The sequence below is a fragment of the Amnibacterium kyonggiense genome (assembly GCF_004364555.1).
In the GTDB taxonomy this organism is placed as follows: domain Bacteria; phylum Actinomycetota; class Actinomycetes; order Actinomycetales; family Microbacteriaceae; genus Amnibacterium; species Amnibacterium kyonggiense.
The window spans coordinates 825,868-850,656 of sequence record NZ_SOAM01000002.1; the positions used below are offsets into that span (position 1 = coordinate 825,868).

19 protein-coding genes, 1 tRNA gene and 1 other RNA gene are annotated in these 24,789 nt (G+C 74.0%); 12 read left to right on the forward strand and 9 right to left on the reverse strand.

Going from position 1 to position 24,789, the window contains the following annotated elements; all coding sequences use genetic code 11:
• Window positions 1-3 precede the first annotated feature (3 nt).
• From CLV52_RS12260 to CLV52_RS12270, 3 genes are read left to right on the forward strand one after another with little or no spacing between them, the layout of a single operon-like run.
• Window positions 4-1,200: a nuclear transport factor 2 family protein gene (locus CLV52_RS12260; RefSeq protein ID WP_133766596.1), complete on the forward strand. Its 1,197-nt coding sequence runs from the start codon at window positions 4-6 to the stop codon at window positions 1,198-1,200.
• A gap of 4 nt (window positions 1,201-1,204) precedes the next feature.
• Window positions 1,205-1,696, forward strand: coding sequence for a hypothetical protein (locus CLV52_RS12265; RefSeq protein ID WP_133766597.1), 492 nt, complete (start codon window positions 1,205-1,207; stop codon window positions 1,694-1,696).
• Window positions 1,693-2,979 (forward strand): MFS transporter, encoded by a 1,287-nt coding sequence (locus CLV52_RS12270; protein ID WP_133766598.1) that lies wholly within the window; start codon window positions 1,693-1,695, stop codon window positions 2,977-2,979. The genes CLV52_RS12265 and CLV52_RS12270 overlap by 4 nt, the downstream gene beginning before the upstream one ends.
• Here CLV52_RS12270 and hisD read toward each other — a convergent pair.
• The 4 genes from hisD to CLV52_RS12290 all read right to left on the reverse strand — a co-directional run bounded on the left by hisD (window position 2,906) and on the right by CLV52_RS12290 (window position 9,776).
• Window positions 2,906-4,225 carry a histidinol dehydrogenase gene (gene hisD / locus CLV52_RS12275; protein ID WP_133766599.1) on the reverse strand — a complete coding sequence of 440 codons (1,320 nt, stop codon included), beginning with the start codon at window positions 4,223-4,225 and terminating at the stop codon, window positions 2,906-2,908. The genes CLV52_RS12270 and hisD overlap by 74 nt on opposite strands.
• A gap of 508 nt (window positions 4,226-4,733) precedes the next feature.
• On the reverse strand, window positions 4,734-5,126 hold the full coding sequence (locus CLV52_RS12280; protein WP_133766600.1) for a hypothetical protein: 393 nt from the start codon (window positions 5,124-5,126) through the stop codon (window positions 4,734-4,736).
• A 308-nt stretch (window positions 5,127-5,434) separates the two neighbouring features.
• Complete coding sequence (locus tag CLV52_RS12285) at window positions 5,435-8,467, reverse strand: bifunctional [glutamine synthetase] adenylyltransferase/[glutamine synthetase]-adenylyl-L-tyrosine phosphorylase (RefSeq protein WP_133766601.1); 3,033 nt, start codon at window positions 8,465-8,467, stop codon at window positions 5,435-5,437.
• Window positions 8,436-9,776 (reverse strand): glutamine synthetase family protein, encoded by a 1,341-nt coding sequence (locus tag CLV52_RS12290; protein WP_133766602.1) that lies wholly within the window; start codon window positions 9,774-9,776, stop codon window positions 8,436-8,438. Before CLV52_RS12290 ends, CLV52_RS12285 begins: the two co-directional genes overlap by 32 nt.
• 104 nt (window positions 9,777-9,880) lie before the next feature.
• Between CLV52_RS12290 and panB the strand changes: the two genes are divergently transcribed.
• Complete coding sequence (panB, locus tag CLV52_RS12295) at window positions 9,881-10,690, forward strand: 3-methyl-2-oxobutanoate hydroxymethyltransferase (protein ID WP_133766603.1); 810 nt, start codon at window positions 9,881-9,883, stop codon at window positions 10,688-10,690.
• Between the two features lies 1 nt (window position 10,691).
• Here the strand turns inward: panB and CLV52_RS12300 are convergent, their stop codons facing one another.
• Entirely contained in the window at window positions 10,692-10,859 is a 168-nt protein-coding gene (locus CLV52_RS12300) for an SPOR domain-containing protein (RefSeq protein ID WP_133766604.1), read from the reverse strand.
• 73 nt (window positions 10,860-10,932) lie between these two features.
• On the opposite strand from CLV52_RS12300, the gene ppgK reads away from it, so the two are divergent.
• A complete protein-coding gene (ppgK, locus tag CLV52_RS12305) occupies window positions 10,933-11,745 on the forward strand; it encodes a polyphosphate--glucose phosphotransferase (protein ID WP_133766605.1) in 813 nt (270 codons plus the stop codon).
• A gap of 14 nt (window positions 11,746-11,759) precedes the next feature.
• Window positions 11,760-12,138: RNase P RNA component class A (gene rnpB / locus CLV52_RS12310), an RNA gene on the forward strand.
• Between the two features lie 136 nt (window positions 12,139-12,274).
• Here the strand turns inward: rnpB and CLV52_RS12315 are convergent.
• From CLV52_RS12315 to CLV52_RS12330, 4 genes are all read right to left on the reverse strand, one after another.
• Window positions 12,275-12,910, reverse strand: coding sequence for a DUF1345 domain-containing protein (locus tag CLV52_RS12315; RefSeq protein ID WP_246018105.1), 636 nt, complete (start codon window positions 12,908-12,910; stop codon window positions 12,275-12,277).
• A gap of 10 nt (window positions 12,911-12,920) precedes the next feature.
• Window positions 12,921-13,655 (reverse strand): zinc ribbon domain-containing protein, encoded by a 735-nt coding sequence (locus tag CLV52_RS12320; RefSeq protein WP_133766606.1) that lies wholly within the window; start codon window positions 13,653-13,655, stop codon window positions 12,921-12,923.
• Window positions 13,652-16,423, reverse strand: coding sequence for a hypothetical protein (locus CLV52_RS12325; protein ID WP_133766607.1), 2,772 nt, complete (start codon window positions 16,421-16,423; stop codon window positions 13,652-13,654). The genes CLV52_RS12320 and CLV52_RS12325 overlap by 4 nt, the downstream gene beginning before the upstream one ends.
• A gap of 482 nt (window positions 16,424-16,905) precedes the next feature.
• Window positions 16,906-16,978: transfer RNA gene (locus CLV52_RS12330), tRNA-Val, on the reverse strand.
• A gap of 130 nt (window positions 16,979-17,108) precedes the next feature.
• On the opposite strand from CLV52_RS12330, the gene aceE reads away from it, so the two are divergent.
• The 6 genes from aceE to CLV52_RS12360 all read left to right on the forward strand — a co-directional run bounded on the left by aceE (window position 17,109) and on the right by CLV52_RS12360 (window position 24,775).
• Window positions 17,109-19,835 (forward strand): pyruvate dehydrogenase (acetyl-transferring), homodimeric type, encoded by a 2,727-nt coding sequence (gene aceE / locus CLV52_RS12335; protein ID WP_133766608.1) that lies wholly within the window; start codon window positions 17,109-17,111, stop codon window positions 19,833-19,835.
• Window positions 19,836-19,845: 10 nt separating this feature from the next.
• Entirely contained in the window at window positions 19,846-21,093 is a 1,248-nt protein-coding gene (locus CLV52_RS12340; RefSeq protein WP_246018106.1) for a PucR family transcriptional regulator, read from the forward strand.
• 96 nt (window positions 21,094-21,189) lie between these two features.
• Window positions 21,190-22,095 (forward strand): ACP S-malonyltransferase, encoded by a 906-nt coding sequence (locus tag CLV52_RS12345; RefSeq protein WP_133766609.1) that lies wholly within the window; start codon window positions 21,190-21,192, stop codon window positions 22,093-22,095.
• A gap of 37 nt (window positions 22,096-22,132) precedes the next feature.
• Window positions 22,133-23,137 (forward strand): beta-ketoacyl-ACP synthase III, encoded by a 1,005-nt coding sequence (locus tag CLV52_RS12350; RefSeq protein ID WP_133766610.1) that lies wholly within the window; start codon window positions 22,133-22,135, stop codon window positions 23,135-23,137.
• Between the two features lie 85 nt (window positions 23,138-23,222).
• A complete protein-coding gene (locus CLV52_RS12355) occupies window positions 23,223-23,471 on the forward strand; it encodes an acyl carrier protein (protein ID WP_133766611.1) in 249 nt (82 codons plus the stop codon).
• Window positions 23,472-23,533: 62 nt separating this feature from the next.
• Window positions 23,534-24,775 carry a beta-ketoacyl-[acyl-carrier-protein] synthase family protein gene (locus CLV52_RS12360; RefSeq protein WP_133766612.1) on the forward strand — a complete coding sequence of 414 codons (1,242 nt, stop codon included), beginning with the start codon at window positions 23,534-23,536 and terminating at the stop codon, window positions 24,773-24,775.
• Window positions 24,776-24,789 lie beyond the last annotated feature (14 nt).

Here is a 24,789-nt window from a genome sequence, read left to right on the forward strand (position 1 = left end):
CAGATGACGGAGCCGACCCCGGCGGACGGATCGGGAGCGACGAACGACGGTCGCCCGATCCTCTCCGCGACCCTCTCCGAGGCGCAGACGCCCAGGACGATGCCGCAGGATCTGTCCATCACGGTCCGGCCGGCGTCGGGCCGGGACACCGCCCGCGGCGAGCGCGACCGCGGTCCTCGGCGCCAGTCGATGCGCGGCTTCGAGGACACCTACACGGACATCGTCGACTGGATCGTGCGGGTCACCCACCGGATCTGGGAGGAGCAGGACGTCGGCTACGTGTACGACACGTACGCGACCGGCGCCTTCGTCTTCTCCGACCACGGGCCGCAGTGGGGCGTCGAGCGCGTCGTCGAGGACACCGTGCAGTCGATCCACGCGTTCCCCGACACGCGGAGCCTCGCGGACGAGGTCATCTGGGCGGGGAACGACGTCGAGGGCTTCGTCACGTCCCACCGGTACATCACCGCCGGCCACCACCTCGCCCCGTGGCGCTGGGGCCCCGCGACGGGCCGGCACGTGCGGCTGTGGGGCATCGCGAACTGCGTGGTGCGGGAGAACGAGATCTACGAGGAGTACGTCCTCTACAACATGTGCTCGCGGTTCGCGCAGCTCGGGATCGACGTCGCGTGGGCGGCGCGGCAGTACGGCGACGAGCTGCAGCGGGTCAGCGCGGACGCGCACATGCCGGAGGTCGACCGGCTCGTCCGAGGCCGGCACCCCGAGCCGTACCCGACGGGCGGCGACCGGTTCGACCTGGACCACGCCGTCCGGGGGCTCTTCCACGACGTCTGGAACCGTCGCGACCTCTCCGCCGTCGACCGCGCCTACGCCGCGAACGTCCGATGGCACGGCACCTCCGACCGGTCCGGGTTCGGTCGCGCGGACGTCAAGGGGCAGGCGCGGGCCCTGCTCGCCACGTTCCCCGACCTCGGTCTGCGGGTCGAGGAGGTCTACTGGATGGGCAACGACGAGGAGGGCTACCGCGCGTCGGTGCGATGGTCCGCGGCCGGCACGCATCGCGGGTACGCGCTCTACGGGCAGCCGACCGGGCGGCGGGCGTTCCTGTGGGGCATCTCGCAGCTCTACTTCTCCGACGGGCTCATCACCGAGGAGTGGTCGATGTTCAACGAGTTCGACGTGCTCGCGCAGCTGCTCTCGTCGGAACCGCGCCCGATGTTCCCGACCCCGCAGCCGTAACGGCATGGAGCAGGACGGGCGGCCGGTCGGGAGCGGTGCGGACGGCCTCGGCGCGTTCGCCGCGCCCGCGGGGGCGCTCCCGGTGCTCGTCATCGAGGAAGCGGGACGGGAGGCGGTGTGGGACGAGCTGCTGCTCGAGCCGTCGCCGCCGCGCCCCGTGCGCTTCGTGTCGCGCACGGCAGCCAGGGCGCTGCGATCGCCCCTCGAGGTCCCCTCCCAGCCGCGCAGCGGGTTCGTCGTCGCGGCGGCCGGGCCGTCGGCCGGGGCCGCCCTCGGCCTGGCCGCCGCCGACGACCGGGTGCGGGCGCTGCTCCTCGTCGACCCCGTGGCGTCGCCCGTCGACCTCGCCGTGGGGGTGCGCGTGCTGGTCGTCCGCTCGGGCGACCACGCCGACGACGGGATCGCGCTGCCCGACGGCGAGGGCCGCGCCATCGCCGTTGCCCGCATCCGGTCGGCCCTCGCCGCCCCGCCGTTCGTGCCGTCCGCGCGCCGGTGACGCGGACCCGCTCCGCCGCGGTGCTCGTCGCCGCCGTGCTCGTCACCGCCTTCAGCCTGCGCACCGCGGTCGCGAGCGTGGGCGTCCTGCTGAGCGAGCTGCGGGCGGACCTGGCCCTCTCCCCCGCTCTCGCGGGCGTGCTCACCTCGCTGCCGGTGCTGTGCTTCGCGGCGCTCGGTCCGTTCGCGCCGCGGATGGCCGCTCGCATCGGGCTCGACCGCCTGCTCGTGCTCGGCTTCGCCGCCGTCACCGTCGGTACCGCCCTCCGCCCGTTCACAGGGCAGGCCGGCTTCACGGCCTGCAGCCTGCTCGCCTACGCGGGGTGCGCGGTCGTCAACGTCCTCCTGCCCGGTCTGATCGGCCGCGACTTCCCCGGCCGCGTCCCGCTCCTCACCGCCGGGTACTCGACGGCGATCGCCGTCGGCGTCGGACTCGCGTCACTCGTCACCGTGCCGATCGCCGACGGCGGCGCGATGTGGCGGCTGGGCCTCGTCGTCTGGGCGGTGCCCGCCGCGGCGGCGACGCTGCTGCTGGCGCTGCGGCCGACGCCCCGCGTGCTCCGCGGGCCCGAGGAGGCCGCCCCGCCGCGGGTCCCCCGCCGGGCGGCGCTGCTGGGCGCGCTCCCCCTCGCCGTCTACTTCGGGACGCAGGGCCTGCAGTCCTACGTCGCGATCGGCTGGATGCCGCTGTTCCTCCGCTCGGCCGGCCTCTCCGCGGAGCAGGCGGGCGCGCTCGTCGCGCTGCTGCTCATCACGGCGGTGCCGGTGTCCCTGGTCGTCCCGCTGCTCGCGCGCGGTCCGCACCTGCTGACGACGGTGCTCGTGCTCGCCGCCGCGTACGCCGCCGGCTACGTCGGCCTCGCGACGGCGCCGGTGCCCGGTGCCGTGGTCTGGATGCTGCTGATCGGCACGGGGGCGGGCGCGTTCCCGCTCGCCCTGGCCGTCATCGGCGGGTGGAGCCGGCACGCGACCGCGACCGCCGGCTTCTCCGCAGCGGTCCAGTCGATCGGCTACCTGATCGCGGCGCCGGGCCCCGTGCTCGTCGGTGTCGCGTCCGCCGCGGTGGGGACGAGGACGGCGCTGCTCACCGTCCTCGGCGTCACCTGGGTCGTCCACGCGGCCGCGGGCGTCACCACCGCGATCGTGGTGCGGCGGCGGACCGCGGCCGACGCGGCGGGCGCCCGGTCGTCCTCCCGGCCGCCCGGGGACCTCAGGCGCGGTAGCGCTCGAGACGGAGGGTCGCGGTGGCGCGATGCGCGGCCATGCCCTCCGAAGCCGAGATGACGTCGACCGCCTCGGCGAGCTCTGGCGTCGCCTCCCGGGTGATCCGCTGGTACGTCAGCGGCTTGAGGAACCGGCCGACGGAGAGCCCGGCGCTGTGCTTCGCACCGCCGGCGGTCGGGAGGGTGTGGTTCGTACCCGCCATGCCCTTGTCGGAGTAGGCGACGGTGCTCCACGGTCCGAGGAACAACGAGCCGTAGTTCCGGAGCCGCTCGAAGTACCAGTCGTCGTCCGCGGTGATGATCTCGAGGTGCTCGGGAGCGAGGTCGTCCATGAGCGCGGCGGCGGTCTCCCGGTCGTCCGCGACCGTGATGGAGCCGAAGTCGCGCCAGGCGGCACCGGCGATCTCCGCGGTCGCGAGGGTCGAGAGCTGCCGCTCCACCTCCTCGTCGACGCGGTCCGCGAGCCCGCGGTCCGTCGTGACGAGCGCGGCCGGCGAGTTGGGGCCGTGCTCCGCCTGCCCGAGCAGGTCCGCGGCCACGATCACCGGGTCGGCGGTGCCGTCCGCGAGCACGGCGACCTCGGACGGGCCGGCCGGCAGGTCGATCGCGACCCGACCGAAGAGCTGGCGCTTCGCCTCCGCGACGTACGCGTTGCCGGCACCGACGAGCATGTCGACCGGCGCGTCGTCGAGCAGGCCGAACGCCATGGCGGCGAGCGCCTGCACACCGCCCAGCACGACGATCCGATCGACCCCGGAGCAGTGCGCCGCGTACAGGACCGCGTCGTTCGCGCCGCCACCGGGCTGCGGCGGGGTGCAGGCGAGCACGGTGGGGACGCCGGCGACCTTCGCGACGCCGACGGTCATGAACGCGCTGGCCGTCAGCGGGAAGCGCCCGGCGGGCAGGTAGGCGCCGACGCGGCCGACGGGGACGTAGCGCACGCCCGTCACCAGCCCGGGCACCGGTTCCGTCCGGAAGTCGACGAGGTGCTCGCGGGTCGCCGCGGCGAACGCCCGGGTCCGGGAGGAGCCGAGCTCGATGGCGGCGCGGAGGTCCGCGGGCAGGCGGTCACCGCTGGAGGCGACGCGCTCGGCCGACAGCTCGAGCTCGTCGGGTCCCTGGTGGTCGAGCCGCTCGGCGTACTCGAGCACCGCGTCCATCCCGCGCCGCTCGATGTCGATGAGCATCGACGAGACGGTCTCGGCGACCCGGGGATCGGTCTGCGCGGCCGGCGCGTCCACGGCGGGGCTCTTGACGAACGAGTAGGAACCGGAGAGCGCCGAGAGCACGGCGGGGGTGTGACGCATGGCTCGAGGCTAGGGAGCGCGTCCACGCCCGTGCAGGACCGATCGCGAGTGGGCGCGATAGGTCGGGCCTATGCGCACCGCCGCGCCGACGAGAAGGCGCTCGCTCCGGTGCCGAAGCCGGGTGCGCATCGAAGGGCCGCCGTGCGCACGCGCATTGCGCGATCAGGCTCTTCTGAGAGGATCGAGGGCCCGTCCTGGGAGGCGGGGTGCACCCGTGGGAGAGGCGCTCAGTCGGAGGGATCCGCCGCTGGGCGCCTCGATCACATCTCGGCGAGGAACCGCCTGACCGCCGCGAGCAGCGCCCAGGACACCCGCCCTCCACGACCGACCTGCAGGAACACGACTCCGACCATCCTCCGGCCGCTCCTCCGCGGGCAGCCCCAGGACGGGGGGCCGGTCCACGAGCAACTGAGCAGGCCGATCGCTCTTCGGCAGGCCGAACAGCGGCTCGGGAGCCTGCCGAAGCGCGACCGATCTGCCGAGGTGCGCCGATGGGTCCAACGACCGCTCAGCGAACCGGCGCGTGCTGGCGGAGGACGTCCTGGACGCATGCGAGAACGAAGACCCAGTCGTACAGGATCGTCGCGTACCCGAAGCGGAGGACGATGCGGCCGTCCCGCATGATCGTCGCCTCATGGACGCGATCCCTGGTGAAGGCCCTGTCCTGCGCGTGCGTGCCGCGTCCGTCGAGCTCAAGCACCAGCCAGTCGTCGATCAGCACGTCCACGCGGCAGGCGCCGCGGACGACGACCTGGATCCGCGCCCGGATGCCTGCCGCCCACAGCCCGAACCGGACGATGGACTCGATGCCCGAGGCCGACTGGGCGTTCAGCCGCGGCGCGAGGTGCTGGAGCCGCTGCGGCCCGCGCAGGATGAGCGCCTCGAGCCGGTTGCGCTGCACCACCCGCTCGTGCAGCAGCGAGTCCAGCGTGGCGACGATGAACCCCGGCGGCTGGCAGAGGAGCAGGTCGGCGACCGCGTGCTCGGAATTCGCCCATGGACGACGACCTTGCTGCGCCGCCAGCGGGCGTGCGCGCCGGACGGCGCTCGCGCGCGGAGAACGCGGCTGTGGAGGAGCCGACGTCGGACCGATGCCCCCGCGCGAGCTCTTGAGCAGGCTGTGCGCGCTTCAGCAGGCTGACATCGGCTCATCGGGCCTGCCGAAGTGGGAACAGCCTGCCGAGGTGCTCGGAACAGGACGGGGGCCGGTCAGGCGAAGAGGCGCTCGAAGATCGTCCGGGCCCGGCGCGCGGCGCGGAGGAGGTCGTCCTCGAGCTGCGCGGCCGACCCCGGCGGGTACTCGAGGATCCGGGCGATGCCCTCGAGCGCCGCGCGGTCGGTGGGCAGCACGTCGGAGGTCCGGTTCGTCCAGAGGGTGATCGCGCTCCGCAGTCGGGAGGCCAGCACCCACGCGTGCCGCAGCTGGGCCGCGTCGTCCCGGTCGATGAGGCGGGCGGTCGTCGCCGCGTCGAGGGCGCCGAGGGTGCTCTGCGTGCGGAGCGCCGGCACCTGCGCCGCGTGCTGCAGCTGGAGCAGCTGGACGATCCACTCGACGTCGGAGAGCCCGCCGGGGCCGAGCTTCAGGTGCCGGGTCGGGTCGACGCCGCGGGGCAGCCGCTCGGTCTCCATCCGCGCCTTGATGCGCCGGATCTCGCGGACGGACGCGTCGTCGAGCGCGTCCGGATACCGGAGCCGGTCCGCGAGCGCCTCGAAGTCGACGACGAGCGTGCGGTCCCCCGCGACGCCGTGCGCGCGGAGCAGGGCCTGGGACTCCCACGTGAGCGACCAGCGCGCGTAGTACGCCTCGTAGGACCGGAACGACCGCACGACGGGGCCGTTCCGGCCCTCCGGGCGCAGGTCGAAGTCGAGGTCGAGCGGCAGGCGCGGGTCGGTGGTGAGCCGCTTCACCTCCGATACGAGCACGCCTGCCTGCTTCTGCGCGACGTCGTCCGGCATCCCGGCGATCGCGCGGTAGACCACCATCACGTCGGCGTCGGAGCCGAACCCCAGCTCCGCTCCCCCGTATCGGCCCATCGCGATGATCGCGAACTCGGGCCACGGCCCCTCGTCGCGCCGGACGGAGCGGACGCAGCCGGCGAGCAGCGCCGTGGTCACGTCCGCGAGGGCCGGCCCCAGCTCCTGCACCGTGATCGTCCCGAGCAGCGCCCCGAGGGCGAGGCGGAGGACCTCGCGGCGCCGGGCCGTGCGCAGCGCCGCCGCGGCGTCGTCGCGGGACGCGTGCCGGAGCACCGTGGCGGAGGTCTCCGCGCGCAGGGTCGCCCGCGGCCTCGGCCGCAGGTCGGCGTCGCGCTCGAGCCACGCCGCGGCCTCCGGGTTCGTCTCCAGCAGGCCCGTGACGAAGCGGGACTCCGAGAGGACGGTGGCGAGGCGCCGGGCCGCGGTCGGCGAGTCGCGGAGCATCCGGAGGTACCAGGCCGTGTCGCCGAGCCGCTCCGAGAGCCGCCGGAACGCGAGCAGCCCGAGATCCGGCGCGGGCCCCTCCGTGAACCACTGGAGCAGGACCGGGAGCAGGGTGCGCTGGATGGCGGCGCGGCGGGAGACGCCGGCGGTGAGGGCCGCGATGTGCTGCAGTGCCCCGCGCGGGTCGAGGAAGCCGATGCCGGCGAGTCGATCGAGGGCGGCGCCCTGGGTGAGCATGAGCTCGTCCTCGGGCAGGTTGCTCACCGCCGTCAGCAGCGGCCGGTAGAAGAGGCGCTGATGCAGCCCGCGGACCCGTCCGCGCACGCGCGCGAGGCGCTCGGCGAGCGCCGGCCCGTCCGCCGCGAGACCGCTCGACCGCGCGACGACCCGCAGCTCGGCCTCATCCGTCGGCAGCAGGTGCGTGCGCTGCAGCCGCCGCAGCTGCAGCCGGTGCTCGACGAGACGGAGCACGCGGTAGTCCTCACCGAACTCGGCCGCCTCGACGCGGCCGACGTAGCCCTGCTCGGTGAGCGACCGGAGCGCCGGCAGGGTCGCCCGCGCGTGCACGCGGTCGTCGGTGCGGCCGTGCACGAGCTGCAGCAGCTGGACGGTGAACTCGACGTCGCGGAGGCCGCCGGCGCCGAGCTTCAGCTCGCGGTCGGCGTGCCCGGCGGGGATGTGCTCCTCCACGCGGCGGCGCATCCGCTGCACGTCCTGGACGAAGTCCTCCCGGGCCGACGCCTGCCACACCCGCGGCCGCAGCGCCTCGACGTAGCGGGCGCCGAGCTCGAGGTCCCCGGCGAGCGGCCACGCCTTCAGCAGCGCCTGGAACTCCCACCCGGACGCCCAGCGCTCATAGTAGCCGATGTGGGAGGAGAGCGTCCGGACCAGCGCCCCGTTGCGGCCCTCCGGGCGCAGGTTGGCGTCCACCTGCCACAGGGACGGCTCCACGTCCGTGTCGTCGATGACGCGCATCAGGCCGATCGCGAGGCGGGTGGCGATCGGCACCGGGTCGAAGCCGGTGTCGGGGTCCGGCCGGTCGGTGACGAAGATCACGTCGACGTCGCTCACGTAGTTGAGCTCACGCGCGCCCGCCTTCCCCATGCCGATCACGGCGAGCGGCACGGCGCGCACCCGGTCGGCGCCGCCGGACGCGGCGACCTCCGCGCGCGACACCGCGAGCGCCGCCCCGAGGGCCGCGGCGGCGAGGTCCGAGAGCGCCGCGGCGACCCGCTCGAACACGGCGGTGCCGGACGGCTGCTCCAGGTCCCAGGCCGCGAGCCGCGTCAGCTCGCGTCGGTACGCGACCCGCAGCGCCCGCCGCGCCTCGGCGCCTGTCAGCGCGGCGACGCCGTCCTCGGCGGCGACGGACTCGAGCAGGCTCGTCGCGAACGCCTCCGGCGACGGGGGCGCGAGCATCCCGTCCAGCAGCACCGGCAGCGCCTCCGGCCGGCGGACGAGGAAGTCGGCGATGCCGTTCGACGCGCCGAGCACGAGCGCGAGCCGGCGCCCCGCTCCGCGGTCCTCGAGCAGCGCCGCGACCCCGGCCGCGTCCCGGTCCGCGAGACGCTGGAGCGCGAGCAGCGCCTCGTCGGGCGAGCCGACCGGCCGGCCGAATGCGGCCAGGACGGTCGCGGACGGCAGCCCGACCTGCTCGGCGAGCGCCCGCACGCCGGCGCCAGCGGCGGTCAGGTCGAGGAAGCCCGCCCGGGCCAGGTCCGTGAGGCGGAGGTCGGCCGCGTCGCCCGGCCGTCGCGCCGCGACGTCCCGGGTCGCACGGCGCCCCGCGTCAGAGGAGCTCGAGGTTGCTGGCGAGCTCATACGGCGTGACCTGCGCCCGGTATGCCTCCCACTCGCGCCGCTTGTTCGCGAGGACGTAGCGGAAGACGCGTTCGCCGAGCGTTTCGGCGACCAGCTCGGAGTCCTCCATCAGCCGGATGGCCGTGTCGAGGTTCGTCGGCAGCGGGTCGTATCCGAGCGCTCGCCGTTCGCCGTCGGACAGCGACCAGACGTCGTCCTCGGCCTCCGGCGGCAGCTCGTAGCCCTCCTCGATCCCCTTCAGCCCGGCGGCGAGCATCAGGGCGTAGGAGAGGTACGGGTTCGCGGCGGAGTCGATCGCGCGGTACTCCACCCGCGACGACTGCCCCTTCGTCGGCTTGTACAGCGGGACGCGGACGAGCGCGGAGCGGTTGTTGTGCCCCCAGCAGACGTAGCTCGGGGCCTCGTCGCCGCCCCACAGCCGCTTGTAGGAGTTCACGAACTGGTTCGTGACCGCGGTGATCTCCGGCGCGTGGCGGAGCAGGCCGGCGATGAACCGGCGCCCGATCGTCGACAGGTGGTACTCGCCGCTCGCCGAGAAGAACGCGTTCGCGTCGCCCTCGAACAGCGACATGTGCGTGTGCATCCCGCTGCCCGGCCGGCCGGAGAGCGGCTTCGGCATGAAGGTCGCGTAGACGCCCTGCTCGATCGCCACCTCCTTGATGACCGTGCGGAACGTCATGATGTTGTCGGCCGTCGTCAGCGCGTCGGCGTACCGGAGGTCGATCTCGTTCTGACCGGGGCCGGCCTCGTGGTGGCTGAACTCGACGGAGATGCCGAGGTCCTCGAGCATCCGCACGCTGCGGCGGCGGAAGTCGTGCGCGGTGCCGCCGGGCACGTTGTCGAAGTAGCCCGCCGAGTCCACCGGCTCCGGCCCGGCCGGGCCGATCGTGCTCGACTTCAGCAGGTAGAACTCGATCTCGGGATGCGTGTAGAAGGTGAAGCCGTGGTCGTTCGCCTTCGCGAGCGCCCGCTTCAGCACGTTCCGCGGATCGGCGGCGGCGGGCTGCCCGTCCGGCGTCATGATGTCGCAGAACATCCGGGCGGTCGGGTCGATCTCGCCCCGCCAGGGTAGGATCTGGAACGTGCCCGGGTCGGGCATCGCGAGCACGTCCGCCTCGTAGGAGCGGGTGTAGCCCTCGATCGCGGAGCCGTCGAACCCGATGCCCTCCGCGAACGCCCCCTCCACCTCGGCCGGCGCGATCGCGACCGACTTCAGGGTGCCGACGACGTCGGTGAACCACAGGCGGACGAACTTGATGCCCCGCTCCTCGATGGTGCGGAGCACGAAGTCGCGCTGCTTGTCGACCACGATGTCTCCTCGTCCGGTCGGTGGGGCGGATCCGGGGTCGGAGCCCGTGACAAACCTACCGGGCGGGCCGGACAGCCGGGTCGGCCCTCGCGTACCCTCGCCGCATGGCCGACCCCCGCGCGAAGGTGCGCACCCGACACTTCCTCGAGGCGAAGCAGAAGGGCATCCGGATCACCGGGCTCACCAGCTACGACACGAACACCGCGGCGATCTTCGACGAGGCCGGCATCGACTTCCTCCTCGTCGGCGACTCCGCGGGCAACACCGTGCTCGGCTACGACACCACGGTGCCGGTGACGGCGGACGAGCTGATCCCGCTGACCCGCGCCGTCGCCTCCTCCGTCCGCCGCGCGTTCGTCATCGCGGACCTGCCGTTCGGGTCGTACGAGATCGGCGCCGAGCAGGCGCTCACGACCGCGATCCGCTTCATGAAGGAGACGGGGGCGCACGCCGTCAAGCTCGAAGGCGGGCGGCGCAGCGCCAACCAGATCTCGCGGATCGTGGAGGCCGGTATCCCCGTGATGGCGCACATCGGCTTCACCCCGCAGAGCGAGCACCGGCTCGGCGGCCACCGCGTCCAGGGCCGCGGCTCCGACGCGGACGAGCTGCTCGCGGACGCGCTCGCGGTCGAGGACGCCGGGGCGTTCGCCGTGGTGCTCGAGATGGTGCCGTCGGACGCGGCCCGGCGGGTCACCGAGGCGCTGACGATCCCGACGATCGGCGTCGGCGCCGGGCCGCACGTCGACGGCCAGCTGCTCGTGTGGACGGACTTCGCCGGCCTCACGTCGGGCCGGATGCCGAAGTTCGTGAAGCGCTACGCGGACCTCCGCGGCGCGCTCACGCAGGCCGTCGCCGACTTCCGCGAGGAGGTCGCCTCCGGGGCGTACCCCGCCCCGGAGCACGAGTACGAGTGAGTCAGTCGTCCTCGTTCATGCGGCGGGAGTTCGCGGCGATGCGCGCCGGCGCGCCCTCCGCCTCCTCGCGGGTCTTGTAGGGCCCCGCACGGTCCGACCACGGGGACTGCGCGCCGTGCTCGACCTCGCCGGTCGTCGTGTTGTACCACCACTGGTCGTCGTCGGCCACGGGGCCTCCCTTCGTCCCGGGGCCCTCTCGGCGCCCCAGCGGGCATCGTAACGGGGGCACTACTGTCGACGCCGTGGCGCAGGCGATCGGCATCGACATCGGCGGAACCGGCATCAAGGGCGGCCTGGTCGACCTGGACTCCGGCCAGCTGCTGAGCGACCGCATCAAGCACCCGACCCCGGACGGCGGTCAGCCGGACGACGTCGTCGCGGTCGTGAAGACGATCCTCGCGGAGCTGTCCGACGCGGAGGACACCGCCCCGATCGGCGTCTGCTTCCCCGCCGTCGTCCGGGGCGGTCGGACGATGTCCGCGGCGAACGTCTCGAAGAAGTGGATCGGCCTCGCGGCGGAGAAGCTCTTCGAGCAGGCGCTCGGCCACGACATCACGTTCGTGAACGACGCGGACGCGGCCGGCTACGCGGAGAGCGAGTACGGCGCCGCGAAGGGCCACGACGGCCTCGTCATCATGACGACCCTGGGCACGGGCATCGGCAGCGCGATCATCTACCGCAACCTGCTGGTCCCGAACGCGGAGCTCGGCCACATCGACATCGGCGAGCACGCCGACTTCGAGAAGTACGCGTCGAACGCGGTGCGGGAGAAGAAGGAGCTCAGCTGGAAGCAGTGGGCGGAGCGGCTCCAGACGTACTACGCGACACTCGAGAAGCTCTTCTCCCCCGATCTCTTCATCGTCGGCGGCGGCGTCAGCAAGCACGCGGAGGAGTTCCTCCCGCTCTTGGAGCTCGACACCCCGATCGTCGCCGCGGCGCTGCGGAACAACGCCGGGATCCTCGGGGCCGCGTCGCTGGCGGCGCACGGCTCCGGCGACCGACCCTCGACGGGTGCGGAGCACCTCGTCCGCGCCACGAACCCGGTCGCCCCGTAGACTCGCCCGCAGGAACGGGCCGGTGGACGGTCGCGTCGTCGCCCGCGAGGGCGGCGCCGAGGAACGTCCGGGCTCCGCAGAGCAGGGCGGTGGGTAACGCCCACCCGGGGTGACCCGAGAGCAAGTGCAACAGAGAGCAGACCGCCTCCGAGGGCCTTCGGGTCCTCGGCGGTAAGGGTGAAACGGTGGTGTAAGAGACCACCAGGGGCCCGTGTGAGCGGGCTCGCTGGGTAAACCTCGCCCGGAGCAAGGTCGAACAGGGACCGATTCGGCTGCTCGTCGATGGTCCCGGGTGGACCGCTGGAGGGCCGCGGCAACGCGTCCCCGAGATAGATGGCCGTCACCGGTGCCTCGGCACCGGGACAGAACCCGGCGTACAGCCGGCCCGTTCCGCACTGCCCCACGGCCGCGCCGCCGCCCCCACCCGCTGGTCGAGGTGCGAGCGAAGCGAGCCTCGAGACCACCCCGCGCGGCATGGGTCCGACACGGGCGCAGAGCGCCCGGCTGAATCACCGGGTCCCCGTTCCGGTCAGCCGAGGACCGCGATGACCAGGTTCACCGTCGTCGCCACGACGACGGCGCCGAGCAGGTACGAGAGCAGCGACTGCTCGAGCACGATGCGCCGGATCGTCGACGACGAGATCGTGGTGTCCGACACCTGGTACGTCATGCCGAGGGTGAAGCCGACGTACGCGAAGTCCAGGTACGCGGGCTCCTCCTTCTGGTTGAAGTCGATGCCGCCCGTCGGGGCCGAGTAGTAGTCGGCCGCGTACCGCAGCGTGTACAGCGTGTGCACGACGACCCAGGACGCCGCGACGCTCAGGACGCCGAGCGCCGCCGCCAGCAGGTCGTCCTTCTTCGTGCTCGCGAGGAAGAGGACGGCCACCCCGCCGAGGCTCGCCAGGCTCGCGATCGTCAGCACGATGCGCGCGACCGGCGCCGCGGGGTCCTCGCGGAGCGCGTGCCGCCGGGTCGAGGCCGCGTCCATGGGGCGGATCACCGCCCAGGTCCAGACGAGGAACACCAGGGCTGCCGCGATCCAGCCGACGACCGGGCCGAACTCGGCGCCGAGCGTCACGGCGGCCGCGACCCAGCCGACCGCGCCCGCGAGGACGGCGACGCCCAGGCGCCGGGCGGCGGTGTGGCCCATCACGTCCGCGCTCACGGTCGCCCGTTCAGGCCCGCACGAGGATGCAGTTGCTCTCCGGGTCCAGCACGATCGCTTCCGGCGCAGCCGCGCGGACCTCGGCCAGATCGGCGCCGGTGAGCGCCATGTTGCTGCCCTCGGACACGGCGCCGACGAGGCGGGCCGCGCCGACGCCGTACCGCGTGCGCTGCCGGTCGTACAGCGCGACGAGGTCGGCCGGCAGCTCCTCCACCAGTGCGGTCCGGCGCGCGGCGGCGTCCGTCTGCTGCGCGTCGAGCCCGGCGAGCGCGTCGTCGCGGTCCGTCCGCATCGCGGCGAGGCGCTGCTCGACCTCGTCCAGCGCTGCGGCGACCTCGCCGGCCGCGGCCTCGACCGCCTCGACCTGCTCCATGAGCTCGAGCTCGTCGTCCTCGAGCGCCTCGCGACGGCGGCGGAGGGACGCGATCTCCTGCTCCAGGCCGTGCGCGTCCTTCGGCGAGCTCGTCGTCGCGAGCCGCTCCCGGTCGCGCTCCAGTCGCTGCTCGACGGTGCGGACGTCGGTCTCGACCCGCCCGATGCGGGTCCGGAGGTCCTCGAGCTCGCCACGGCGGTCGGCGGCGGTGCGGCGCAGCGCGCTGCGCTCGGCCTCGGCCGCGGTCACGTCGGCCGCCTGCTCGAGGCGGCGCCGGTGCTGGGCGACGCGGGTGAGCTCGTCGTCGATGCGCTGCAGGTCGAGCAGGCGCGCCTGGACGGCGGGGGGCGCGAAGATGCCCGGTACGGTCATCCCTCCACCGTATCGGCGGGGCGGGCGGCCGATCGGCCGATCGTGGTCGCGGAGCCGCCGAGCAGGCCGGCGAGCGCGCCGACGACGAGCGCGGCGAGCAGGCCGAGCGCCGGGCCGCCGTGCAACCCCGAGGAGGACGGCAGCGCCGCGAGCAGCGGGCTCCGGACCCCGGGCAGGACGCCGTCGGAGAGCGCCCAGCCGAGGACGGTCGCGACGACGAGTCCGGCGGTCGTCACGGCGGGCCGCAGCGCGCCGCGGGTCGCGGTGAGCGCACCGGCCCAGGCGGCGACCGGGGCGCCGCACAGCGCGGCGACGGCGAGCACGTCCGCGGTCGGGTCGACCCCGCCCGCGAGGAGACCGAGCGCGACCGCGAGGGCGAGGAGGCCGCTCGCGACGGCACCGAGGCGGACGGGCCGGCCGGCACCGAGCAGCCGCGCGGCGGCCGCCCCCGAGGAGCGCACGAGCAGGGCGGGCAGCGTGATGCCCGCCACGAGCAGGATCACGAGCATCGGCGCGGCGAGCAGGCTCGCGGAGGCGTCGGAGAGCGCGCCGGCGAACTCGTCGAGCGCGTCCCCGCCCCCGCTCAGTCGCGACGCGATCACGGTGCCCCCGGCGAGGATCGCAGCGCCGCACACCACCGCGACGATCGAGGCGACCGCCGTCGCCACCGGGTGCGCGAGGTCGGTCCGCCAGCGAGCGACGTCGGCGCCGCAGAGGACGAGGAGCAGGCCGATCCCGGCGAAGCCCGCCGCGGCGCCGGCGACGGCGCCGGAGGCCGTGGTCGCGATCGGCGGACCGCCGTTCGGTGCGAGGACGAGCGCGATCAGGAGCGTGCCGACCGCACCGCCGACGGCGGCGAGGAGGGCGAGCGCCGCCGTGGCGCGGACCGGCAGCGCGGCGCAGAGGATCGCCAGCAGGCCGACGCCGGTGCAGCCCAGCAGGGCCGCGTTCGAGGCGCCGAGGCCGAGCGCGCCGGTCCGGTCCGCCCAGGCCCCGGCGGCGGAGCCCGCCGCGAACAGCACGGTCGCGGCGGCGCCGAGGCGGGCGAGGAGCAGCGCGATCGCGACCCCGCGGCCCGCTGCGCCGCCGAGCACCGCGGTCTCGTGCATCGCGCCGTCGTCAGTCGCGCGCGCCGACCACCCGGCGGTGCGGATCAGGGCCGGGACGGCGAGCAGTGCGCCGGCGACGACCGCGACGGCGGCGGCGGGACCGGCGCCGGCCGCGGCGAGTCCGAAGGCGAGGACGAGCACGACCGGCGACGTGAACGCGCCGATCCATCGGCCGACGATGGCGCCCGCACCCGACCCGGTGGGCGACGGCGGCACGGTCGGCAGCTGGAGCAGGGCCGTGCGGACGCGCTCGATGAGGACCGGCGCCGTGCGGGGCCTCGGCTCGACCTGCGGGAGGTCCACCGCGCCCGTCGTCGCGGCGCTCACGACCGGGTAGTCGACGGCGACCTCGTCGATGCCCTCGGCGTCGTCGTCCGTCCCGAGGACGGAGTCGGCGCGCTCGGCCTGCAGCTGCTGGAACGGCTGCGGGGCGGACGGGAGGACCTCACCGGTCGGCGCGTCCGGCTCGACGATCGGCGCGGGAGCGGACGCGACCGGGGCAGACGCGGGGGCGGCGGGCGGCTGCGGCAGCGCGTCCTCCGGCACCGCGGCCCGGCGGCGGCCGGAGCGCCGCGGGCGCGCCTCCGGCTGCTCCGGGAGCTCGACCGGCGCGGCGTCGGCGGGCAGCGCGTGCGCGCCGCGGCTCGCGGCCTCGGGGATCGGCGGGGCGCTCGGCACCGGACCGGTCGGCTGGATCCGGACCGCGACCGTCGCCACGTCCGGGTCGCCGCCGGTCGGCACGATCTGCTCGTCGTCGACCTCCCACGGCGGGCGGGGGCGGCCGATGGCGCGGAGCGACTGCTCCCAGTCCTCGTAGAACCCGTCGGAGGCGCCGGCGGGAGCCGCCCAGGGCGCCGTCTCGAGCTCCCCGGCGGGTGGCGTCGTCGAAGCGGGCCGGGCCGCGGCGGGCTCGGACCAGACCGGCAGCGCGATCGCCGGAGCCGGAGCCGGAGGCGCGGGCAGTGGAGCCGGAGCCGCGGGCGGTGGCACGGCGGCCTGCGGCGCGGTCTCCGCGACCGGCTCCGCCGCCCAGGGGCCGGCGTCGACGTCCGGTGCCGCGTGCCGGGCGGTGCGCTGCGTCGGGGTGTCGATCACCGGGATGGCCCCGGTGATCATCTCGTCGAGCAGGCTCGCCGTCGGCTCCGGCAGGGACACCGGCCCGGTCGCGGGGAGCACGCGGTCCAGCGGCTCGACCGGCGGCAGCGGGACGGCGCTGGGCGGCGGCCGGAAGCCGGTGCGGCGCTTGACGGGGAGGTCGTCGGCGGTGGGGAGGGCGGTCGGCTGCATGATCGGACCGGTCGCGCTGCGCCGACCGGTCGGGCGGTCTGCGCGCCGGAACGGTCCGGCCGTCGCGGCGGTGTCCACCGTCGCCTGCGCTCGGACCGGCGCCGTCTGCACCTCGCGGATGGTGCGCTCGACCTCTGCGGCGCGACGCGCGAAGGCACCCTCGTCGACGGTCGCGGCCGGCTCGATCCGCGGCACGGCGAGCGGCTGGATCGGGTCCTCCGTCGGCGCCGGAGCCGACACCCGCGGCAGCACGGGCACCGTGCCGGTGGAGTACCGCTCGAGCTCCGCGGCCAGCACCTCGGCGAGCTCGTCGTCGTCGTGGACGGAGGCCTCGGGCGCCGCGGAGCCGGTGTTCGACCGGTCGTCCGCCATGGACGTGGATGCTACCGGCGGGCGGGGAGCCGCCACCGCCCGGCCGCGGCGTGTGCAGGACCCCGCGCCCGGCGCAGCCCGGAGCACGACAGCAGGAACCCGCGAGCCCATCAGCAGGAACGAGCCAGTCCGACAGCAGGAACGAGCCGCTTCAGCAGGATGCGGACGACGGCGAGTTCCTGCTGCAGCGCCTGCTTCCCGCTGAAGCGCTCGAACACGAAGAGCGGCGATGTCTCGACGCACACGAGATCGGAGAGCGCCGTCAGCCGAGCGAGCGTTCAGCGAGCCGGTACGGCACAGCCGCGCCGGAGGCGCGGCCATCAACACCGTGGGCCCTGCCGGGATCGACTCCCCACCGGCTCCCCGCACGCCGCTGGCGCGTCGCGCGGGGCCCCTCGCCGGCGGGGCCCCAGACGAGATCGCGTCCCTCGCGCCGGCAGGGCCCACGGCGACCCGCGTGCCTTCGGCCCGGTGGGCCGCCGTGGGCCCTGCCGGGATCGAACCGACGACATCCACGGTGTAAACGTGGCGCTCTACCAGCTGAGCTAAGGGCCCGGGCGCGGTCAGCGTAGCGCCGCGAGTCCACCGCGAGTCGGGTCCTGCGGACGGACGCCGGTCGGTCGCCGGTCGGCCGCCGACTAGCATCGGAAGCCGCTCGTCCTCGACCAGGAAGTGAGAGCGCAAGGTGGCGGTCAACGATCAGAATCCCTACCTCGCAGGCACCCTCGACCGTGACCCGGCCGAGACCGCCGAGTGGGTGGAGTCCCTCGACACCCTCGTGAGCCGGCTCGGCCACGAGCGGGCGCGCGAGATCATGCTCAGCCTGCTGAGCCGCTCGCAGGAGCTGCATCTCGGCATCCCGATGGTGCCCACGACGGACTACGTCAACACCATCGCACCCGAGGACGAGCCCGCGTTCCCCGGGGACGAGGACGTCGAGCGGCGGTACCGGGCGTGGATCCGCTGGAACGCGGCCATCACGGTGCACCGCGCGCAGCGCCCCGGCATCGCGGTCGGCGGCCACATCTCCACGTACGCCTCCTCGGCGGCGCTGTACGAGGTCGGCTACAACCACTTCTTCCGCGGTCCCGACTTCCCGGGCGGCGGCGACCAGGTCTTCTTCCAGGGGCATGCCTCCCCCGGCATGTACGCCCGCGCGTTCCTGGAGGGGCGGCTCTCGGAGCAGGACCTCGACGGGTTCCGCCAGGAGAAGTCCCGCGCTCCGCACGCGCTCCCCTCGTATCCGCACCCGCGGCTCATGCCGGAGTTCTGGCAGTTCCCGACGGTGTCGATGGGCATCGGCCCGATCAACGCGATCTACCAGGCGCAGGTCGCGAAGTACCTCACCAACCGTGGTCTCAAGGACGCGTCCGAGAGCCATGTGTGGGCGTTCCTCGGCGACGGCGAGATGGACGAGGTCGAGAGCCGCGGCCAGCTGCAGATCGCGGCGAACGAGGGCCTCGACAACCTGACGTTCGTCATCAACTGCAATCTGCAGCGCCTCGACGGACCGGTCCGCGGCAACGGGAAGATCATCCAGGAGCTGGAGAGCTTCTTCCGCGGCGCCGGCTGGAACGTCATCAAGGTCGTCTGGGGCCGCGAGTGGGACGACCTGCTCGCCCGCGACACGGACGGCGCCCTGCTGCGCCTCATGAACACGACGCCGGACGGCGACTTCCAGACGTACAAGGCGGAGAGCGGCGCGTACGTCCGCGAGAACTTCTTCGGCCGCGACCCGCGCGCCGCGAAGCTCGTCGAGGGCTACACCGACGACCAGATCTGGAACCTCAAGCGGGGCGGCCACGACTACCGCAAGGTGTTCGCGGCCTACCAGGCGGCGATGGAGCACAAGGGCCAGCCGACGGTCATCCTGGCGAAGACGATCAAGGGCTACGGCCTCGGACCGAACTTCGCGGGCCGCAACGCGACCCACCAGATGAAGAAGCTGACGCTCGACAACCTGAAGCAGTTCCGCGACGAGCTCCGCATCCCGATCTCCGACGCGCAGCTCGAGGAGAACCCGTACCTGCCGCCGTACTACCACCCGGGGCAGGACGACGAGGCGATCCAGTACCTGCAGGAGCGTCGCCGCGCGCTCGGCGGATACGTGCCGCAGCGCCGCACCGAGCACAAGCCGCTCGCGCTGCCGGATGCGAAGGCGTACCAGGTCGTGAAGAAGGGCTCGGGGACGCAGCAGGTCGCCACGACCATGGCGTTCGTCCGCCTGCTGAAGGACCTGGTCCGCGCGAAGGACTTCGGCGCCCGCGTGGTGCCGATCATCCCGGACGAGGCCCGCACGTTCGGCATCGATGCGTTCTTCCCGACCGCGAAGATCTACAACCCCCGCGGCCAGCACTACACGTCGGTCGACCGCGAGCTGCTCCTCGCCTACAAGGAGAGCCCGCAGGGCCAGATCGTCCACGTCGGCATCAACGAGGCGGGCGCGCTCGCCGCGTTCACGGCCATCGGCACGTCGTACGCCACGCACGGCGAGCCGCTCATCCCGGTCTACGTCTTCTACTCGATGTTCGGGTTCCAGCGGACCGGCGACGCGATCTGGGCGGCGGGCGACCAGATGACCCGCGGCTTCATGATCGGCGCGACCGCGGGTCGCACCACGCTGACCGGCGAGGGCCTGCAGCACGCGGACGGCCACTCGCTGACGCTGGCCGAGACGAACCCGGCGGTCGTCGCCTACGACCCCGCCTACGGGTACGAGATCGGGCACATCGTCGCCGACGGCCTCGACCGGATGTACGGCGGGCAGCACCCCGACCCGAACGTCATGTACTACCTGACCGTCTACAACGAGCCGATGCCGCAGCCGGCCGAGCCGGAGGGACTCGACGTCGAGGGCGTCAAGCGGGGCATCTACCTGCTGAAGCGCTCCGAGGCGCAGGGCCCGAAGGTGCAGCTGCTCGCATCCGGCGTCGGTGTGCCGTGGGCGCTCGAGGCGCAGGAGCTGCTCGAGAAGGACTGGGGCGTCTCCGCCGACGTGTGGAGCGTCACGTCATGGTCCGAGCTGCGTCGCGACGGCCTCGCCGCCGAGCACGACGCGTTCCTGAACCCGACGGAGGACCGCCGTACGCCGTTCGTGACGGAGAAGCTGCAGTCGACCGAGGGGCCCGTCGTCGCGGTCAGCGACTTCGCGCACTCGGTCCCGGACCAGATCCGGCAGTTCGTCCCCCGCACCTACGCGACGCTCGGCGCCGACGGCTTCGGCTTCTCGGACACCCGGGCGGCCGCCCGACGGTTCTTCCACATCGACGGCCCGTCGCTCGTCGTCCGCGCCCTCGAGGCGCTCGCCGACGAGGGCAAGGTCGACCCGTACGCGGCGGCGCAGGCGATCGACAAGTACAAGCTGCACGACGTGTCCGCCGGGACGTCCGGCACGGCCGGCGGCGAGAGCTGACGCGCCGGCGGTGGCCGCTCGGACCAAGGCGGAGACCCTCGCGTGGCTGCGTCAGATCGCCGGTGAGCTGGCCACCGCCACGCTGAAGCGGCTCGAGGACACCCTCCCGTGGTACCGGGACATGCCCCCGGGCCGCCGCAGCTCCGTGGGGCTCGTCGCGCAGGCCGGCATCCGATCGTTCATCAGCTGGTACGAGGACCCGGCGTCGACCCCGTGGATCGCCGCCGACGTGTTCGGGGCGGCGCCGCGGGAACTCCTCCGGTCGGTCAGCCTGCAGCAGACGCTGCAGCTGATCCGCGCCACGGTGGAGGTGGTGGAGGAGCGCATCGCGAGCTCCACCGACCAGGGCCTGCGCGAGCCGATCCTGCTCTACTCGCGCGAGATCGCGTTCGCGGCCGCCGACGTCTACGCGCGGGCGGCGGAGGCGCGCGGCCTGTGGGACGCGCGGCTCGAGGCGCTCGTCGTCGACTCGATCCTGTCGGGCGAGGCGGACGACGCGCTGCCGAGCCGTATCGCCGCGCTCGGGTGGCACGGGCACGGGGAGGTGTCCGTGCTCGTCGGGACGACGCCGCGACTGCTCGACGTCGATCAGCTGCGGCGCACCGCGCGACACCTCGCCTCCGACGTCCTCATCGGCGTGCAGGGCGCGCGGCTCGTCCTCGTGATCGGCCGGTCGGACGAGGCGGCGGCGCAGGTCCCGCGCGCCGAGGACCTGCCCCCGCGCCCGGAGGACCCGCCGCTCGAGGAGCTGCCGCCGGGCTCGCAGCCGTCCTTCCTCGACATCGCGACGAGCCTCGAGCCCGGGTTCGGCCCCGGGCCGGTGGTGCTCGGACCGACCGTGCCGGACCTCGTCGCCGCGTCCCGCAGCGCGCGGGCCGCCCTCGCCGGGTTCGCCGCCGCCCGCGCGGTGCGGTCCGCGCCGCGGCCGGTCGCCGCGGACGACCTCCTGCCCGAGCGCGCCCTCGCGGGCGACCCGCTCGCCCGGACCACGCTGGTCTCGCGCATCCACCAGCCGCTCCGGGAGCACCACAGCCCGGAGCTGCTCGCGACGCTGTGGGCGTATCTCGACAACGGCCGCTCGCTGGAGGGCACCGCCCGCGAGCTGTACGTCCATCCCAACACCGTCCGCTACCGCCTCAAGCGGATCACGGAGCTGCTCGGCTGGGACCCGACCTCGCCGCGCGACGCCTTCGTCCTCCACGCCGCGCTGATCGTGGGCGCCATCAGCGAGCCCGTCCAGGTCCGCAGGAGGAAGTAGGGCGTCCCACCGCTGTGCGACCCGCACAACGATCCGGACGATCCTTTGGACGCGTTCTCAGCACGGCGCGCGGCGTCTCCGACAGACTTGGATCTCGTGATCGTCGTCGTCGCGCCCGGTCAGGGCTCCCAGACCCCCGGGTTCCTCACCCCGTGGCTCGAGCTCGACGGGGTGCGCGAGCGCCTCGAGGCGCTCGGGGACGCGGCGGAGCTCGACCTCGTCTCGCTCGGCACCACCGCCGACGCGGACACCATCCGCCGCACCGAGATCGCCCAGCCGTTGATCGTCGCCGCCGGCATCGTCACCGCCGCCGCGCTGGAGCGCACGCCGAGCGCGGTCGCGGGCCACTCCGTGGGCGAGGTGACCGCCTCGGTCGTGAGCGGCGTGCTGTCGGACGTCGACGGCATGCGCCTCGTCGCCGTGCGCGGCCGTGCGATGGCGGAAGCGGCCGCGGCCGTGCTCACCGGGATGAGCGCCGTCGTCGGCGGCGACGAGACGGCCGTGGTCGAGCGGCTCACCGAGCTCGGCCTGATCCCCGCGAACCGCAACGGCGGCGGCCAGATCGTCGCGGCCGGCGAGCTCGCCGCCCTCGACACCCTGCGGGCCGAGCCGCCCGCCGGCACGCGGGTGATCCCGCTGCAGGTCGCCGGCGCCTTCCACACCGCCTTCATGGCGCCGGCCGTCGACGCGCTGCGCGGGTTCGCGGCCGGCCTCGCCCCCGCCGACCCGTCCGCACGGCTGTGGACGAACAAGGACGGGTCCGAGGTCGGGTCCGGCTCCGCCTACCTCGATCTGCTCGTCGGGCAGGTCGCCTCACCGGTACGGTGGGACCGCTGCATGGAGTCGTTCGCGGCCGCCGGGATCACGGGGCTCGTCGAGCTCGCTCCGGCCGGCACGCTGACCGGGCTCGCGAAGCGCGGGCTCAAGGGCGTGCCGACCGTCGCGGTGAAGACGCCTGCGGACCTGGCCGCGGCGCAGGACCTGCTCGATCGGACGGCATGAACACCATCCCCCCGCGCACCTCGTCGGCGGCCGCCCGATGACCGCGCTGCACCAGACCGTCGGCCGCGCCGGGTCGCGCATCCTCGCCTACGGTGCCGCCCGCGGCTCGGAGGTCGTCACGAACGACGACATCGTCGGCCCGATCAACTCCTCCGACGAGTGGATCCGCCAGCGCACCGGCGTGATCGCTCGTCGCCGCGCCACCGCGGACGTCCAGGCCGTCGACCTCGCGGAGGAGGCGGCGAAGCAGGCCATCGAGGCCGCCGGCATCCGCCCCGAGCAGATCGGCGCGGTGCTCGTGTCGACCATCTCGAACACGGTGCAGACGCCGTCGCTCGCTGCGCTCCTCACCGACCGCGTGGGCGCGACGCCCGCGCCGGCGTACGACATCTCCGCCGCGTGCGCCGGCTTCACCTACGGCATCGCGCAGGCCGACTCCTTCATCCGCACCGGGCTCGCCGAGTACGTGCTCGTCGTCGGCGCCGAGAAGCTCTCGGACTACGCGAAGCCGACGGACCGGACGATCTCGTTCCTCCTCGGCGACGGCGCGGGCGCCGCGGTGCTCGGCCCCGCCGACGAGCCCGGCGTCTCCCCCACCGTGTGGGGCTCCGACGGCGGCAAGTGGGACGTCGTGGGGATGGACAGCACCCTGGGCGCCTACCGCGACGGCAACGGCGAGGTCGACTGGCCGACGCTGCGGCAGGAGGGCCCGACCGTCTTCCGCTGGGCCGTCTGGGAGATGGCGAAGGTGGCCCAGCAGGCGCTCGACGCCGCCGGCATCACCGCCGACGACCTCGCCGCGTTCATCCCGCACCAGGCGAACATGCGGATCATCGACGAGCTCGCCAAGCAGCTGAAGCTGCCGGCGCACGTCGCGATCGCGCGCGACATCGCGCTGACGGGCAACACCTCCGCCGCGTCGATCCCGCTCGCCGCGCACGCCCTGCTCGCCGAGCACCCCGAGCTGTCCGGCGGTCTGGCCCTCCAGATCGGCTTCGGCGCGGGGCTCGTGTTCGGCGCCCAGGTCGTCCGCCTGCCCTGAGTGCGCGGCACGCGCCCCAATACACTGATCACCGACCGGTTCCGCGCGCTGCGGAGCCCGTGAGACCAAGGAGAACGACCCCCACATGGCTCAGTCCACCGAAGAAGTCCTCGCCGGCCTCGCCGAGCTCATCAGCGACGAGACGGGCATCGCGACCGACACCGTCGAGATGGAGAAGTCGTTCACGGACGACCTCGACATCGACTCGATCTCGATGATGACCATCGTGGTCAACGCCGAGGAGAAGTTCGACGTGAAGATCCCGGACGAAGAGGTCAAGAACCTCAAGACGGTCGGCGACGCCGTCAACTTCATCACGGCCGCCCAGGCCTGATCGAGCCGGGTCCGCGAGGACCCGGCCCTCCCATCCGCATCGAGGAAGGCGAACGCCGCTCCATGGCAGCTCCAGACATCGTCGTCACCGGCATCGGGACGTTCTCGCCGCTCGGCGTGAACGTCCAGGACACCTGGACGGCTCTGCTCGCCGGCGAGTCGGGGGCGCGCACGCTCCCCTACCCGTGGGCGGAGGAGCTGGAGCTGCCGGTGCGGTTCGCGGGCATCACCAAGGTCGATCCGACCGAGGTGCTCGATCGGATCGAGGCGAAGCGGCTCGACCGCGGGGCGCAGCTGGCACTCATCGCGGCTCGCGAGGCCTGGGCCGATGCCGGATCGCCCGAGGTCGAGCCGACGCGGCTCGGCGTCGACTGGGCGACCGGCATCGGCGGCGTCTGGACGCTGCTCTCGGCGTGGGACACGTTGAAGGAGAAGGGACCGCGGCGCGTGCCGCCGATGACGGTCCCGATGCTCATGCCGAACGCGGCCGCCGCCGCGATCGAGATGGAGTTCACCGCACGGGCCGGTGCCCGCACGGTGGTCTCCGCCTGCGCCTCCAGCAACGAGTCGATCGGCAACGCGATCGAGCACCTCCGCCGCGGCTACGCCGACGTGATCATCGCGGGCGGTACGGAGGCGTGCGTGCACGCGCTCCCGCTCGCGGCGTTCGCGCAGATGCAGGCGCTCTCGAAGCGCAACGACGCCCCGGAGCTCGCCTCCCGACCGTACGACTCCGGACGCGACGGGTTCGTGCTCGGCGAGGGCGCCGCGGCGCTCGTCCTCGAGCGCGAGGACCACGCGAAGGCCCGTGGCGCGCGGATCTACGCCCGCGTCCTCGGCGGCGCGGTGACGAGCGACGCGTTCCACATCAGCGCGCCGGACCCCGACCCGAACGGCTCGGTGCCGCGCGCGATGCGCCTGGCGCTCGAGGACGCGTCGGTGACGACCACGGACGTGGCGCACATCAACGCCCACGCGACGAGCACGCCGGTGGGCGACATCGCCGAGTACAAGTCGATCCGGAACGTGTTCGGCGACCACCTCGACGAGGTCGTCGTCAGCGCCACGAAGGCCGCCACCGGTCACCTCCTCGGCGGGGCCGGCGCGATCGAGGCGGTCTTCACCGTCAAGGCGCTCCAGGAGCGCACGGCGCCGCCGACCATCAACCTCACGGCGCAGGACCCCGAGATCGTGCTCGACGTCGCCACGTCGCCGCGGAAGCTGCCGGACGGCGACCTCGTCGCGGTCAGCAACTCCTTCGGGTTCGGCGGCCACAACGCGGTGACGGTCTTCGCGACCGCCTGACGCGTCGATTCGAG